This is a genomic window from Bradyrhizobium sp. USDA 4472, assembly GCF_054058595.1.
In genome coordinates this window covers 2,149,116-2,162,705 of record NZ_JBSSAM010000001.1, presented here as the reverse complement: position 1 = coordinate 2,162,705, position 13,590 = coordinate 2,149,116, and the positions used below count along the sequence as shown (strand labels likewise).

Here is a 13,590-nt window from a genome sequence, read left to right as displayed (position 1 = left end):
CGCTCGCAATGACGCGGATAGACCTCACTCCGCCGCCGTCAGCCGATGCACCTGGCCTTCGCTCTCCTTCGGCACCGGCGCAGTCCATGGCGCGCCGCGGCGGCGCTTGACGTCGATTTCCATCCAGTAGGTCTCCCAGCCACGCGTCGGCCCGATGCCGTCCATCGTCGCCGGTCCCTGAATGCTGCGTGCGTTGGCCTCATCCAGGAACAGCATCGGCTTCTCGCCGCCTCCGACCTTCTCGATCTCCTGCCGCAGCAGGCGGCGATACTGCACGATCGCCTTGTCGCTGGTGCCGAGATGCTCCTTGGTGCGGTCCTGGATCGCGCCCATCGATTCCACCGCCCACTGGTCGTGGACGTTGATGTCGCTGCCCATCCCGGTATAGGTCGCGGTCTGCTGCTCGTGCGGATCGAAACCGTATTCGTTGCTGCGATTCTTCCGCGAGACGTAATCCGGCAGCTCATAGAGTTCGAGCCGCTGGTCGCGCATTTTCTTCTTGTCGACAGGGTTCGCATAGCTGGTGAAGATCGCGTACCAGTAGCAGTTCTCGTCATCGACAGGCACATGCCACTGCGTGATCGTCATCTCCGTGCTCATGGGAATGACGAAGCCGTGCGGAAACAGCTGGTTGGTGACGCGCACATGCGTGCGCTCCTCGTCGATCTCGCGCAGCGCGATCAGCCGGAGCCCATACTCGGTGTGCTCGACGTTGATGATGGGGCGGTCATATTCGCGCAGGATCTTCGTCATCGGCAAATCGCTTCCCGCGGAGGCGCCGCGGAATTGCTTGCCATAGGCGGTCGAGGTGTCCTCGTCCTGGAAGAAGCGGTGCAGATAGGAGGCGTGCGCGGGATCGATGCCGACCTCGAGCGCCTGCAGCCAGTTGCAGGCCATGTGGCCCTTGAATGCGAACGTATGGGTGCCGGGTGCGACGAAGCAGTCGAGCTCCGGAAATGCCGGCGGCTCGCCTTCGCCCAGCCAGGCCCACAGGATGCCGCTCTTCTCCACCACCGGATAGGAGCGCTGGCGGATGTTCTGGCAGAGCCTTGAATCCCTGGGCTCGGCCGGCGTCTCGATGCACTGGCCAGTCGCGTCGAACAGCCAGCCATGAAAGGCGCAGCGCAGGCCGCCATGCTCGAGCCGACCGAAGGCGAGGTCGGCGCCGCGATGGGCGCAGTGGCGGTCAATCAGGCCGTAGCGCCCGGTCTCGTCGCGGAACAGCACCAGGTTTTCGCCGAGCAGCTTGACGGGGCGGATCGGCCGCTGGCCCTCGAGCTCATCGACCAGCGCCGCCGGCTGCCAATAGCTCCGCATCAGCTTTCCGCACGGATCCTTCGGACCGGTGCGCGTGATCAGGTCGTTCTGCTCCTGGCTCATCATGGCGAGTGCATCCCTTGTGGAGTGGCGATTGTTCGCCTATTGAACGAATGGGCGAATTATGACATGCCTTGGATCGGCAGCAAGCACTATTTTGCAGGACTATCCGGAAGCCATGCCCAAGCTGAAGCGTAGCGAGACTGACGAGCGCGCGACGGATTTCGTCGAGGCGCTCGATCGCGGCCTGCGCCTGCTGCAATGCTTCGGCACCAACGCCGGCCCGATGACGCTGAGCGATCTTGCTCGCGCTGCCGACCTGCCGCGGGCCACCGCGCGGCGCATGCTGTTCACGCTCCAGCGCGGCGGCTTTGCTGCCGGCGACGGCAAGCTCTTCACGCTGACGCCGCATGTGCTGACGCTGGCGGCGTCCTATCTGCGCTCCAACCAGCTCGTCACGGTGCTGCAGCCGGTGCTCGATCGCGTCGCGACGGCGGCGAACGAAATCTCCTCGCTTGCGGTGCTCGACGGCGACGAAGTGGTGTTCATCGCCCGCAGCAGTCCGGCGCGGATGTTCTCCGGCGGTCTGGAGATCGGCTATCGTCTGCCGGCGTTCTGCACCTCCGTCGGCCGCGCCATGCTGGGCGAGTTCGATGATGTCGCGTGTCTCGCGCGCCTCGAGGCGATGAAGCGCGAGGCGCTGACGCCGCAGACGGTGACTGATCCGAAGAGGCTGCTGGCGCTTGTCGCGGCCGACCGCGCGCAAAACTATTCGCTGGTCGATCGCGAGGCCGAACCGCATTTCCGCTCGATTTCGGTGCCGGTGCGCCGCTACGACGACGTGATCGTCGCCGCCATCAACATGGGCGCCCATGTCGACCGCGTGCCGGTGCAGGAGTTGATCGATCGATTCCTGCCGCTGTTGCGCGAGGGGGCGGAGTCGGTGCGGTCGCAATTGTTGTAACTGCAGCGCCCCGGAGCAATTGAGCAGCGGCCCCTGTGAAGTCGATGATGATGGATTCGATGGGATGCGCCGGAGCGGCTGAAAGAGGCGCCGAAGGCGGCCCGCAGGCGAATCGGCATTGAGCTCGGTTGATTTGCTTCGTCAGCGTGAAAATTGCTAACACATGCGGCCGGGCTGGAAGCGCAGCTTCCGGCCCGGTCCAAGCGTTGCTGATGCCCGGAGACGATGATGCCCTTCGATTTGATCCTGCGCGGCGGACGGGTCGTCGACCCCTCGCAGAAGCTCGACGCCGTGACCGATGTGGCATTTTCCGGAGGCAAGGTGGCTGCGATCGGCGCCGGACTCAAGGTGGATGCCGGCACCGAGGTCCGTGACGTCTCGCAGTTCATCGTGACGCCTGGGCTGATCGATCTCCACACCCATGTTTATTGGGGCGGCACCTCGCTGGGCATCGATGCCGAGGAATTCTGCCGCGCCTCCGGCGTCACCACTTCTGTCGACACCGGCAGCGCCGGCCCCGGCAATTTCGCCGGCTTTCGCAAGCACGTGATCGAGCGGAGCCAGGTCCGCATCCTCGCTTATCTGCACGTTTCCCATGCCGGCATTTTCGGCTTCTCGCACCGGATCATGGTCGGCGAGAGCGAGGAATTGCGGCTGATGAATCCGATCGAAGCGGCCAGGGTGGCGGACGCCAACCGCGACATCATCGTCGGCATCAAGGTGCGGGTCGGGCTGCACTCCTCGGGCACCTCGGGCGCCGTGCCGCTCGATATCGCGCTTCAGGTTGCCGATGAGGTCGGCATGCCCCTGATGGCACATATCGACCATCCGCCGCCGACCTATGAAGAGGTGCTGGCGCGCCTGCGGCCGGGCGACGTGCTGACCCATGCGTTCCGTCCCTTTCCGAATTCGCCGGCCACCGCGCAGGGTACGGTGAAGCAGGCTGTGCTGGACGCGCGCGAGCGCGGCGTGCTGTTCGACATCGGTCACGGCAAAGGCTCGTTCGCGTTCAAGACCGCGCGCGCCATGCTGGCCAACGGCTTCCATCCGGATACCATCTCCTCCGACATCCACCAGCTCTGCATCGACGGCCCGGCCTTCGACCAGGTGACAACGATGTCGAAATTCCTCTGCATGGGCATGTCGCTGTCGGATGTGATCGCAGCCTCGACGGAGAACGCCGCGATGGCGCTGCGGCGGCCGGAGCTCGGTAGCCTCAAGCCGGGCAGCGTCGGCGATGCGACGCTGATCTCGGTAAAACAAGGCCAGTTCGATTATGAGGACGTCGTCGGCGAGCATCTGATCGGCGACAGGAAGATCGTCTCGGAGGGTGTCGTCATCGGCGGCCGCTGGTGGCATCCGAACTGATCGAGGTTATCCCTGCTCGCGATAGAATCGCAGGAGACGCGCGCCTGCCGGTGAAAGCCAGTCGGGGGCGCCAGCGATGTAGCCCTCGAGATGGCCGCTCGTCCCGACGAGATAGGTGATGGGCATGCCGAGGAGGGGAAGCATCCCTCGACGCTTGCGCCGCTGCTCCATAGGCATCGATGTAGCAGCCGAGGTTTTTCGCGGCGAGACCGTCGAGGAACGCGGTGATCTTTCGCAAGTCCTTCGTGTCGGTGCAGACGGCAATGACATCCAATTGGTCGCGTTGCGATCCCGCGAGGCTTGCCAGCACAGGGAGATCGAGCCGGCAGGCCGCGCACCACGTCGCCCAGAAATTGACGAGGGTGATGCGACCCGGCTTCGCCGTCACCACCACGTCTTTTCCATGCAGGTCCTGAAGCCGCAGCGGCGGCATCGCGGCGCGCGGCCGCACCACCGTGAACTGGCTGCGGCCGGCTTCGAACACCGGCGGCCAGTCGTGCTGCGCACGAGCCGTGCGCAGCACAGCGAGACAGGCACGAGATTCGCGCCCGGAATCAGCGCGATCGAGACCTGCTCCTTGGCTTCCGCAATCGCTTTCGATGAAGCGCACATGCTATAAGTGAGATCAGGCAGCGACTGGCGCAACGTTGCCAGCGGCTCGACCAGCGGGGTCTTGTCCGCCCTGAAGACGTCGATGCCCTTGCCATTGGCGACGACCTCGACCAGCAGCCGCGCGCCCTTGTCGGCAAAGTGTTTTGCGAGATTGGCCGAGTAGCTGATCGCGTGTCCCATGACATAAGGCTCGTTGCTGTCGACCAGGATCACGACGCCATCGGCGAGACGATCCTCCTTGGCCGCGGCGGCGCCGCAGGCCGTGAGGATCGACGCGCCTGCGAGCAGGCCCCTGCGGGACCATCCGTTGCCAGAGATCATGGCAGCAGCCTGCCGGTTAGAACCGGGGCGTGATCGGCGCCTTGCTGTTGCGCCCCCACAGCACGAACAGGCTGAGCGCGAGCAGGACAGCGTTGAGCGGCGTCACCTCGGCCTCGCCGCGCGAGAGGTGAAAGACCAGTGCAAACACTTGCAGGACCGAACAGCCCAGCGCGGCCAGCACGGTCAGCCGCGGCAGGATCCGCGTCAGGGCCGGCAGCAGGATGCCGATCCCGCCGGCGAGATCGACCAGCGCGATCGAACGAACGAAGGTTTCGGAATACTGGCCGGCAAAGGGCATCGCCGCGGCAAGCTGCGGAATGGGGGTCAGCAGCTTGTATAGCCCTGCCGAGATGAAGACGAAGGCAACGAGAGCCTGTGCAGCCCAGAGGCCGATGCGAAGGGCGCGCCCGGGGGTAGCGGTCGCGAAGGTGGTGGCGGACATGGTGGTGCTCCAAAATGTGAGGGTTGCCACCATTTGATAGTTTCTCCATTTTTGATCATTATCGGTTCCGGGATTAGTTTGTTTCCTGGTTGTTGATGATCTGATGGATACGCTGATCAGCATGCGGGTGTTTTGCCTCGTCGCGGAGCTGAAGAGCTTTGCGGCCGCGGCCGAGCGCCTGCGCATCTCGCCCGCCATGGCGAGCAAGCACGTGATGCAGCTCGAGAAGCGGCTGGGCACGCGGCTGCTCAACAGGACCAGCCGCCGCGTCAGCCTGAGCGAGAGCGGCACGCTCTACTTCGAGCAGACGCGCCAGATGCTGGATTCGCTCGACGAGGTCGAAGCCGCCGTCAGCAAGGCGACCGTCGTTCCGCGCGGCACCCTGCGGCTGACTGCGCCGGTGTGGATGGCCAACACGATCTTCGTAGGCGTGCTGGCGGACTACCAGGCGCGTTATCCGGAGGTGCGCCTCGACATCGATCTCAGCGGACGGCTGGTCAACCTGGTCGAGGAGGGATTCGATCTCGCCTTGCGCGCGACCGGCGAGCCCGACGAGGCGCTGATCGCGCGCTCTATCACCAGCGTCCCGTTCTACATGGTGGCCGCTCCCGCCTTCCTCAAACGCGCGGGCCGCCCGGCGACCTTCGCCGATCTCGCCGGCCAGGCCCTGTTGCACTACGCGCTCTATCCCGGCGAAAGCTTCTCCTACACCGGCGAGCAGGGTCCCGAGACCGTCAAGCTCAATCCGGTGCTGCGCAGCGCCAACGAAACGCTGCTGCATGCGGCGGCTCTGGAAGGCATGGGCCTTGCGATCCTGCCGAAATGGCTGGTGGCCGAGGACATCGCCGCCGGACGGCTCGAGCACGTTTTGCCCGAGCACATCGGGTCCGTAAAGCTGTTTGCGGTCTATCCCAGCCGCAAATATCTCTCCGCGAAGGTGCGGGCCTTCATCGACTTCATCGCCGCTGACAAGCGGATGAAATAGCGCGCGCGAGAGCATGATCCGGACGAATGTGCAGCGGTTTTCCGCAAGGGTCATGCTCAAACACCAATCTAAAGCGCGATGGGGATTCATCCCAATCTCATCGCGCTTTAGTCGCGTCCCGCCTCCATGATCGCCTTGGCGAGGCGCGCCGGATCGGAGAAGCACAGCTCGTGGCTGCCCCGCACCTGCACCAGGCGGAACAGGCCGAGCTTTTCCGATAGCCGCGGATGCCAGCCATGGCTGTGCGGCAGCGCGGTGTCCTCGGTGCAGTTGATGTAGGACTTTGCCAGCGGCATCTCGGCCGGATTGCTCTTCAGCGCGATCTTGTCGCTGAAGGTTGCGAGCGGGTGCGGATTGAGAACGTCATAGGCCTTCTGCGCAAGCTCGAGGTCGGCATCGTTGATGAAAGCCTCGCGCCAGATCGGGAAAGGCAGCACCACCGAGCCATCGCCGCGCTCGGCCGCGATCGCATCGAACAGCCCGACATAGTGCGGCGGCACCATGTCATTGAGGCTCTCGCCGTTGTCGGGCACGAAGGCGTTCCAATAGACCAGGCGGCGGATGCGTTCGGGCGCGAGGTCGGCGACACCGGTGATGACCATGCCGCCATAGGAATGGCCAAGCAGGATGACGTCCCTGAGGTTGTTCTCGGCGAGATAGTCCACGATCGACTGGATCGCTTCCTTCAGCCCGGTCGTCTTGGCGTCCCCTGGGCGGTTGCCTTTGATCGTCGGCGTGTGGACCTGATGGCCATGGGCGCGGATCGGGGCCGCGACCGGCTCGAACTCGGCACCGGTGTGCCAGGCACCATGGACGAGAACGTAGGTCGACATGTTGTGGCTCCTCCCGGGGGTGTGGTTAGATCGTTGTTAAGGCGTGTGGCCGTGCGGCCCAATCTGGAACGGCAACGGATTTCGCGCTTGGCTGGAAGTGAACCGGATTGGTCTCGGAGTGAACCGATGCAGAAAGTCGCGCGCGCCGCTCCGTCCCGCCGATCGGCCTGGGATACCGCGGAGATCAGACCGGGTGAGCAATTCGCCTATTATCGTGAGGCGATCTGCCAGGCCTTCATGAAGCTCACGCCGGAGCCGGCGGTCGTCTCGGGCTTTCCGGCCGCCGTCGAGCACATCCGTCTCGGCGATGCCGCGATCAACCGCGTCAGCTTTCCCGAGCATGTGGTGCGCCGCTCCGCGGCCGACATTGCGGCGTCTGATCGCAGCTGCTTCTATCTCAACCTGAAGCTGGCCGGCCGGTGCCGCATCAGGCAGGACGACCGCGAGATCAGCCTGTCATCAGGACAGGTCGGCATCTTCGACAGCGATCGGCAATTCGCGCTCCTGCACGACCGTGGTCCGCAATTGAAGGTGGCCTCGTTCTGGGTGCCGGCGGAGGCCTTGCGCGAGCGCTTGCCGGCCTCGTTGGACGTCACAGCAGCCCGCCTCTCCGACGATCCCTTTGTCGGTCACCTCATCGTCGAAACGGCGCGCACGCTCAGCGATGGTGCGCTGCGCATGACCGAGCACGAGGGCGTGCATCTGTTCCGGGCGCTGATCGAGCTGGTCGCCATCAGCCTGTCGCGGCAGAGCCGGGCGCACACCGCGGAGGCCGAGAGCCTGACCGATGCGACCATGCTGGCGCTGAAGCGCGCGATTCACCGCAGGCTGCGCGAGCCCGGCCTCAGCGTGGCCGATGTCGCCGAAGCCGTCGGCATCAGCGAACGCTATGTGCACAAGCTGCTGGCGCGATCGGGCTCCGGCTTCACCGACTATGTGATCGACCGCCGCCTCGACGGCATCGCCAGGGATCTCGCGGATCCCGCGATGGTGGACAGCGCGATCGGCGCCATTGCGTTCGACTGGGGCTTTTCGGACCTGTCCCATTTCACGCGGCGCTTCAAGCAGCGCTTCGGCTGCCGGCCGCGTGATTGGCGGGCGCGGTAGCGTCGATTAGAGCGATCTCGCGATCAACAGCTTCATGATCTCGTTGGTGCCGCCATAGATCTTCTGGATCCGGGAATCGATGAAGATGCGCGAGATCGGATATTCCTGCATGTAGCCGTAGCCGCCGAACAGCTGCAGGCATTCGTCGGCGGTCTGCACCTGCTTCTCCGAGCACCAGTATTTCGCCATGGACGCGGTGACGGTGTCGAGGTCGCCGGCGACCAGGCGCTCGATGCACCAGTCGACGAACACGCGGGCGATCATCGCTTCGGTCTTGCGTTCGGCGAGCGTGAAGGCAGTGTTCTGGAAATCCATCAGCGGTTTGCCGAACGCCTTCCGCTCCTTGGTGTACTCGGTGGTGAGCCTGACCGCGCGCTCCATCGAGGCCACGGCCCCGACCGCGAGCGCGAGGCGCTCCTGCGGCAGCTGCTGCATCAGCTGGACAAAGCCCTGGCCCTCCTCCTTGCCGAGCAGGTTTTCCGGCGGCACGGTCACGTCGTCGAAGAACAGCTCTGACGTGTCGGAGGCGTGCAGGCCGATCTTGTCGAGGTTGCGCCCGCGCTTGTAACCCTCGGCGCCGTTGGTCTCGACCACGATCAGCGAAATGCCCTTGGCGCCGGCATCACCGGTGCGCGCGACCACAATGACGAGATCGGCAGCCTGGCCGTTGGTGATGAACGTCTTCTGGCCGTTGATGACGTAGGAATTGCCCTGCTTCTTGGCGGTGGTCTTCACCGCCTGCAGGTCCGAACCGGTGCCGGGCTCGGTCATGGCGACTGCGCCGACCATCTCGCCGGAGGCCATCTTCGGCAGCCAGCGCTTCTTCTGCTCCTCCGAGCCGTAATTGAGGATGTAATGCGCGACGATGGCGCTGTGCACGGAGACGCCGGTCGTCAGTTCCGGCACCGTGCTTTCGAGGTCATCAAGCACGGCGGCGTCGTAGGCGAAGGTCGCGCCCAGTCCGCCATATTCCTCCGGCACGCTCGCCAGCAGCGCACCCATCTCACCGAGCCCGCGCCAGGCGAAGCGGTCGACCATCTTCTGCTCGCGCCATTTTTCGGCATGCGGCGCCAGATCCTTGGCGAGATATTTCCGGAACTGGTCGCGGAAGACGTCGAGCTCTTCGGTCATCCAGGAGGAGCGATAGGACATGGTCACCTCGGTCGATCTTCTCGTCAACGGCGCGCATATCACGCGTGCCACAACGGCCAAGGCGGGCGCAAGCCCGCCCGTCGTGGTACGCCAAGCCCGGGTGCCGATAATTGCGTTTTCCGGCTGCTGGCCCCGCCGTTATCCGGCCTGCGCGGTCTTGCCGCCGTCGATGACGAATTGGCCGCCAGTCGTGTAGGGATGATCGTCCGAGGCGAGCACGAGCGCGAAGGCCGCGATCTCCTCCGCCGTTGCAACGCGTTGCAGACCCGGAACATGCGACTTGGCCCATTGCGCGATGGCCACGTGCCAGGCTGCGTCCGGCAGGCTCTCCATGCCGGCGAGACGGCGGATGAAGGGCGTATCGGTCGTGCCCGGGATCAGCGTGTTGATGCGGATGCCGTGTTGGGCATATTCCAGCGCTGCAGCCTGGACCAAGCCGACGAGGCCGCGCTTGGCCGCAGAATAGGCGGAGCGGTTGGGCGAGGTGGCGATGGCGTTGGACGACGAGGTGACGACGATCGATCCGCCTTTCTGCAACATATGCGGGATCTGGTACTTCATCGACAGGAACACGCCGCGCAAGTCGGTGCCGATGACGTCGTCGAACTCCGTTGCGCTCAATTGATGCAGGGGCTTTTCGATGGAGATGCCGGCATTGTTGAAGGCGACGTCGAGGCCGCCGTACAGGCCGATGGTCTCGTCGACCAGCGCCCTGACGTCGGCCTCGTCGCGGACGTCGGCGCGCATGAACGTCGCCTGGCCGCCTGCGGCTCTCGCCTCTGCTTCCACCTGCTGGCCGCGTTCGAGATTGCGTCCGCAGAAAACGACGCGCCCGCCCTCGGCGGCGAACATCAGCGTGGCGGCGCGGCCGATGCCGGAAGTGCCGCCGGTCACGACGATGACCTTATCCGCGAAGCGTTGCCGGCCGCTCGGCTTCTGCCGCGGCAGCGCGGCGCCCTGGCCGAGCGCCACACCGCCGGCGAGACCGCCGATCGCGCTCGCCAGCATGCCGAGTGCGGCGCCGGCGACCAGATGGCGCCGTTTCACCGGAGAGGTTGCGGTGCTATGCTCCGTTTCGGTCATTGCGAATCCTCCGGTTCTCGATCTTAACGGTGTTAAGATCATTAGGCCTCAATCTAAACAGTGTCAAGTTACATGAAGAAAGCCATCGCGCGCGGCAATCTGAAGGGCAAGGCCCCAGGCAAGTCGGATACCGGCTACCATCACGGCGAACTCCAGGAGGCGCTGATCGCCGCGAGCGAAGCGATCCTGGCCGAGCACGGCGCCGACGGATTCACGCTGCGCGAAGCGGCGCGGCGGGCGGGCGTGTCACCGGCCGCCCCGTCGCACCATTTCGGCAATGCGCAAGGGCTGCTCACCGAGGTCGCGATCCGCGGCTATGAGGCGCTGGCCGCCGCGCTGCTTCAGGCCGCGTCCGGCAAGCGGAACGCGCGCGACAGGCTGCATGCGCAGGGACTTGCCTATGTCGAATTCGCGCTGACCCATCCGGGACGCTTCCAGATGATGTTCGCCAACAAGCGTCTCGTTGCGGACGACGAGCGGCTCAGAGCCGCAATCAAGGCTGCAGGCCGCGAATTCGAGCGCGTCGTCGCGGAGCTCGCCGGCGGTACGCCGAAGCAGACCGGGACCGCCGCGGCGGCCGCCTGGTCGACCGTTCATGGTTTCGCCAAGCTCGCGCTCGAAGGAAAGTTCGGCGCTGGCAATGACGAGGCCGGCCGACGCGAAATCATGCGCATGCTGGTTCAGGTGCTGAACTATCTGTGGCCACGGGATGCGCGGAATACCGCCTGAACACTTGCGTTTCCGCGCGGCTCGATGAATCTAGGCGGGCCAGCAGCAATCGGAACGCCGGGAAATGACCGTCAGCACGCGCGAGCTCAGGCTCGACATTGAACGCATCGGTGCAGTCTCCGCGATTCTGATGGTGCCGGCCGATGCGCGCGCCTGCTGCATCCTGGCGCATGGCGCCGGCGCGGGGATGCGGCATCCATCCATGGACAAGATTGCTGAGGGGCTTGCGAAGCGCGGGATCGCGACGTTCCGCTTCAACTTTCCCTACATGGAAAACAAGCAGGGCCGTCCCGACCAGCCTGTTGTCGCGCACGCCACCATCCGCGCGGCAGTGGAGGAGGCGACGCGACTTTGCCCGGGTGTGAAGCTCGTCGCGGGCGGCAAGTCGTTCGGTGGACGGATGACGTCGCAGGCGCAGTCCAAGGCCGCGCTGCCCGGCGTAAAGGGCCTCGCCTTCCTCGGCTTTCCCCTGCATGCCGACAAGAAGCCATCGACCGAGCGCGCCGAGCACCTTCAAGGCGTCGCCGTTCCCATGTTGTTTCTCCAGGGAACGCGCGACGGGCTGGCCGACCTCGGCCTGCTGAGGCCCGTCGTCGCGGCACTCGGAGCGACGGCGACGCTGCATGAGATCGAAGGCGGCGATCATTCCTTCGCGGTGCTGAAGAAGTCCGGCCGCACCAACGACGAGGCGCTCGCAGAAGCGCTCGATAGGCTCGCGGCATGGATCGATGAACTCGGCTGAGGTTCAGGCGGAGTAAAGCCCCTTGTCCCGCGCCTTCTGAATCGCGAGCGCGGCAATCAGGTCGAGCGTGGGAGTAGACAGGCCGGCGGTTCGCGCGAAAGCGGCCGGCGCCTTGACCAGCACGTCGATCTCCATGGCGCGGCCGAGCTCGTAATCCTGCAGCAGCGATGGCTTGTGGTTGGGCGCGGGACCACTGCGTGTCACGCGCTTGACTTCGGGGATGAAGTGCTGCGCGATGTCGTTGGCCTCATTCAACATCCGCGGGATGAGCTCGGAGAAGGCGGGATCGTCGCGCACGCCGCGCGCGGTCTGGCCAGTCAGCAGGCACAGCACCGACAGCGACATGTTGGTCAGCAGCTTTGACCAGATTGCCTCGCGGATCTCGGCCACCGGCGGCGATTCCAGACGTGCGTCGTTGAAGACGCCGCGCAGTTTCGTGATGCGCTCGCAATTGCGGTCGTCGCATTCGCCGATCAGGAGGCGATTGCGATCCGGCGTCAGGTTCTGCACCACGCCGGGCGCGACGATCTCGTTGGAGGAGAAGATCACGCCGCCGATGATTCGCTCTTTCGGGATGCAAGCACGCAGGCGCCCTCCTGGATCGAGGAACGAAATATCCGGCGGCGTCGGATGTCGCGGCGGCAGGCCGATCCCATACCACCAGGGAATGCCATTTTGCGCGAACACGATCGCGGTCTCGTCGTGCAGCAGCGGCTTGATGCTGGAGACCAGCCCGGTCAGCGCGGTCGCTTTCAGCGTCGAGACCACGACGTCCTGCTGGCCGAGCTGGGCCGGATCGCCAGAGGCGTTCACCTTGACGCCGACCTCGGAATCGCCGACGCGCAGCTTGATACCATTGGCGCGGACTGCCTCCAGATGCGCGCCCCGCATCACGCAACTGACTTCATGGCCGGCGCGCGCCAGCCGGACCGCGAGATGGCTGCCGACGGCGCCCGCGCCGAAAATGCAGATGCGCATGTGGTGTCTGGTCCCTGATCCCTAGGTGTCGCCTGGCGGCAGCATGACACAAGCCGCCATGCGATGGGCGCGGCCGCCCACGCTGGAAAGATATGGATCAAGACGCATTGCCTCGTCCATTATGCGCCGTCAGAATGACCGGAGATCGCCGATGACTGCCAGCCCCGTCCTGTGGAGCCTTGATGAGCGTGGGGTCGCGACCGTCACGTTGAATCGCCCGGAGGTCAACAACGCCTATGACGGCGCGCTGATCGCGGGCGTGCTCGCGGCCATGGACGAGCTGGCCAAGAAGCCGAACTTGCGCGTCGTCGTGCTCAGGGGCAACGGCAAGCACTTCCAGGCCGGCGTCGACTTGAAATGGATCAACGGCGTGCGGCCGCAATCGCCTGAGGCCAACCAGTCGGCGTCGCTGGCGACGTTCGAAGCCGTGCAGCGGCTCAACACCTTGCCGATCCCGACGCTGGCGCTGGTGCAGGGCGGCTGCTTCGGTGGCGGCACCGGCGTGATTGCGGCCTGCGATGTGGTGATCGCGGCCGACAACGCGCTGTTCTCCATCACTGAGGTGCGCTGGGGCCTCACCGCCGCGATCATCATCCCCCAGCTCTGCGATGCCATCAGTGTACGGCAAGTCCGCCGTTACGCGCTGACAGGTGAACGCTTCGGCGCCGACGACGCCCGCCGCATCGGCCTGGTCCATGAGGTGGTGCCGCTCGCCGATCTCGACGCCGCAGGCAGCAAGGTGGTCGAGCAGCTGCTCGCCAACGGCCCCGAGGCGATGGCCGAGACCAAGCGGCTCGCACTGGAGAGCTCGTTCGGTGGAATGGCGGTGGATGATGCGACCTACACCCGGCTCGTCCAGCTGCATTCGCTCAAGCGCCAGAGCGCGGAAGCGGCGGAGGGGCTGGCGTCCTTTGCCGAGAAGCGCGCGGCGAAGTGGGGCGGCGGGAAGGGCTGAGT

General features: G+C 65.2%; 14 protein-coding genes and 2 pseudogenes. 7 read left to right on the top strand and 9 right to left on the bottom strand.

Annotated features, from left to right (window positions below; all coding sequences use genetic code 11):
* Window positions 1–24: 24 nt before the first annotated feature.
* On the bottom strand, window positions 25–1,383 hold the full coding sequence (locus ACVWZ4_RS09865) for an aromatic ring-hydroxylating dioxygenase subunit alpha (protein WP_456700823.1): 1,359 nt from the start codon (window positions 1,381–1,383) through the stop codon (window positions 25–27).
* Window positions 1,384–1,495: 112 nt separating this feature from the next.
* Between ACVWZ4_RS09865 and ACVWZ4_RS09860 the strand changes: the two genes are divergently transcribed.
* Window positions 1,496–2,281 (top strand): IclR family transcriptional regulator domain-containing protein, encoded by a 786-nt coding sequence (locus ACVWZ4_RS09860; RefSeq protein ID WP_456740197.1) that lies wholly within the window; start codon window positions 1,496–1,498, stop codon window positions 2,279–2,281.
* A 228-nt stretch (window positions 2,282–2,509) separates the two neighbouring features.
* Window positions 2,510–3,649 carry an amidohydrolase/deacetylase family metallohydrolase gene (locus ACVWZ4_RS09855; RefSeq protein ID WP_456738249.1) on the top strand — a complete coding sequence of 380 codons (1,140 nt, stop codon included), beginning with the start codon at window positions 2,510–2,512 and terminating at the stop codon, window positions 3,647–3,649.
* A gap of 6 nt (window positions 3,650–3,655) precedes the next feature.
* On the opposite strand, the gene ACVWZ4_RS09850 is transcribed toward ACVWZ4_RS09855, so the two are convergent.
* The 4 genes and pseudogenes from ACVWZ4_RS09850 to ACVWZ4_RS09835 all read right to left on the bottom strand — a co-directional run bounded on the left by ACVWZ4_RS09850 (window position 3,656) and on the right by ACVWZ4_RS09835 (window position 5,024).
* Window positions 3,656–3,793 (bottom strand): hypothetical protein, encoded by a 138-nt coding sequence (locus ACVWZ4_RS09850; RefSeq protein WP_456790518.1) that lies wholly within the window; start codon window positions 3,791–3,793, stop codon window positions 3,656–3,658.
* 106 nt (window positions 3,794–3,899) lie between these two features.
* Window positions 3,900–4,082: pseudogene (locus ACVWZ4_RS09845) on the bottom strand (TlpA family protein disulfide reductase); the annotation flags it as partial.
* Between the two features lie 89 nt (window positions 4,083–4,171).
* Window positions 4,172–4,582: pseudogene (locus tag ACVWZ4_RS09840) on the bottom strand (DsrE family protein); the annotation flags it as partial.
* A 16-nt stretch (window positions 4,583–4,598) separates the two neighbouring features.
* The gene (locus ACVWZ4_RS09835) at window positions 4,599–5,024 is read right to left on the bottom strand and encodes a DoxX family protein (protein ID WP_456700828.1); all 426 of its coding nucleotides are present in this window, start codon (window positions 5,022–5,024) and stop codon (window positions 4,599–4,601) included.
* 103 nt (window positions 5,025–5,127) lie between these two features.
* Here ACVWZ4_RS09835 and ACVWZ4_RS09830 point away from each other — a divergent pair, with 103 nt between their 5' ends.
* Window positions 5,128–6,009 carry a LysR family transcriptional regulator gene (locus tag ACVWZ4_RS09830; protein WP_456740196.1) on the top strand — a complete coding sequence of 294 codons (882 nt, stop codon included), beginning with the start codon at window positions 5,128–5,130 and terminating at the stop codon, window positions 6,007–6,009.
* Window positions 6,010–6,116: 107 nt separating this feature from the next.
* On the opposite strand, the gene ACVWZ4_RS09825 is transcribed toward ACVWZ4_RS09830, so the two are convergent.
* Window positions 6,117–6,842, bottom strand: coding sequence for an alpha/beta fold hydrolase (locus ACVWZ4_RS09825; RefSeq protein ID WP_456700830.1), 726 nt, complete (start codon window positions 6,840–6,842; stop codon window positions 6,117–6,119).
* A 126-nt stretch (window positions 6,843–6,968) separates the two neighbouring features.
* Between ACVWZ4_RS09825 and ACVWZ4_RS09820 the strand changes: the two genes are divergently transcribed.
* The gene (locus ACVWZ4_RS09820; RefSeq protein ID WP_456740195.1) at window positions 6,969–7,949 is read left to right on the top strand and encodes a helix-turn-helix domain-containing protein; all 981 of its coding nucleotides are present in this window, start codon (window positions 6,969–6,971) and stop codon (window positions 7,947–7,949) included.
* 6 nt (window positions 7,950–7,955) lie between these two features.
* On the opposite strand, the gene ACVWZ4_RS09815 is transcribed toward ACVWZ4_RS09820, so the two are convergent.
* Together ACVWZ4_RS09815 and ACVWZ4_RS09810 are read right to left on the bottom strand one after the other, a co-directional pair.
* Window positions 7,956–9,101 carry an acyl-CoA dehydrogenase family protein gene (locus ACVWZ4_RS09815; protein WP_456700832.1) on the bottom strand — a complete coding sequence of 382 codons (1,146 nt, stop codon included), beginning with the start codon at window positions 9,099–9,101 and terminating at the stop codon, window positions 7,956–7,958.
* 138 nt (window positions 9,102–9,239) lie between these two features.
* Window positions 9,240–10,184, bottom strand: coding sequence for an SDR family NAD(P)-dependent oxidoreductase (locus ACVWZ4_RS09810; RefSeq protein ID WP_456740194.1), 945 nt, complete (start codon window positions 10,182–10,184; stop codon window positions 9,240–9,242).
* A 72-nt stretch (window positions 10,185–10,256) separates the two neighbouring features.
* Here ACVWZ4_RS09810 and ACVWZ4_RS09805 point away from each other — a divergent pair, with 72 nt between their 5' ends.
* Both ACVWZ4_RS09805 and ACVWZ4_RS09800 read left to right on the top strand, forming a co-directional pair.
* On the top strand, window positions 10,257–10,913 hold the full coding sequence (locus ACVWZ4_RS09805) for a TetR/AcrR family transcriptional regulator (RefSeq protein ID WP_456700834.1): 657 nt from the start codon (window positions 10,257–10,259) through the stop codon (window positions 10,911–10,913).
* Window positions 10,914–10,977: 64 nt separating this feature from the next.
* The gene (locus ACVWZ4_RS09800; protein WP_456740193.1) at window positions 10,978–11,655 is read left to right on the top strand and encodes an alpha/beta hydrolase family protein; all 678 of its coding nucleotides are present in this window, start codon (window positions 10,978–10,980) and stop codon (window positions 11,653–11,655) included.
* A 3-nt stretch (window positions 11,656–11,658) separates the two neighbouring features.
* Here the strand turns inward: ACVWZ4_RS09800 and ACVWZ4_RS09795 are convergent, their stop codons facing one another.
* Window positions 11,659–12,633 (bottom strand): ketopantoate reductase family protein, encoded by a 975-nt coding sequence (locus ACVWZ4_RS09795; RefSeq protein ID WP_456740192.1) that lies wholly within the window; start codon window positions 12,631–12,633, stop codon window positions 11,659–11,661.
* 151 nt (window positions 12,634–12,784) lie between these two features.
* Between ACVWZ4_RS09795 and ACVWZ4_RS09790 the strand changes: the two genes are divergently transcribed.
* Window positions 12,785–13,588 carry an enoyl-CoA hydratase-related protein gene (locus ACVWZ4_RS09790; RefSeq protein WP_456740191.1) on the top strand — a complete coding sequence of 268 codons (804 nt, stop codon included), beginning with the start codon at window positions 12,785–12,787 and terminating at the stop codon, window positions 13,586–13,588.
* The last annotated feature ends 2 nt before the right edge of the window (window positions 13,589–13,590 follow it).